This is a genomic window from Arcobacter sp. CECT 8989 (assembly GCF_004116715.1).
In the GTDB taxonomy this organism is placed as follows: Bacteria; Campylobacterota; Campylobacteria; order Campylobacterales; family Arcobacteraceae; genus Halarcobacter.
On record NZ_PDKE01000051.1, the window covers coordinates 1 to 509 of the forward strand.

Here is a 509-nt window from a genome sequence, read left to right on the forward strand (position 1 = left end):
ACGCCTTTGCATCTGCCGCACTCTTTCTCGACAACTCTCCCCTTAAGCTCTGTTTTGGCAATATCAACCGCACGGCCTGTACCATGGCAATCTCTGCATCTTGCCCCCGGCGTCGCGGCACGACGGCAATAATCCGCATAAGCGAATGTTGCGAACACTTGCAGTACCTTTGCCTTAGTATTTCCTTCAAGCTTTGCCACACCACGGTATTTCCCCGATACCTTGTGTGCAAATTGCATCAGATAGTTGATAGCCTTTTGTTTGTCGTTCTGGCTGAGTTCGTGCTTACCGCAGAATGCAGCCATACCGAATCCGGCTTGTGATTGCGCCATCCCCATAGCAGCCATCACATCAGTACCGGAAAGAGAGTCAGAAGCCGTGGCCCGTGGTGAGTCGCGCATCATCGGGCTTTTTGGCGAAGGGACTGTCGCTACGCTTTCGCGTCTCAGGCGCCTTCTCCCTGTCCCGGAATCCATGTTAGGTTTCCGCAGACCCCTGCGCCGGTATCG

Annotated in this window: 1 protein-coding gene; it reads right to left on the reverse strand. The window is 54.2% G+C overall.

Going from position 1 to position 509, the window contains the following annotated elements:
* A partial coding sequence (locus CRV02_RS14385) for an antitermination protein (RefSeq protein WP_164969024.1) occupies positions 1-449 on the reverse strand: 449 nt, incomplete at its 3' end.
* Between the last annotated feature and the right edge of the window lie 60 nt (positions 450-509).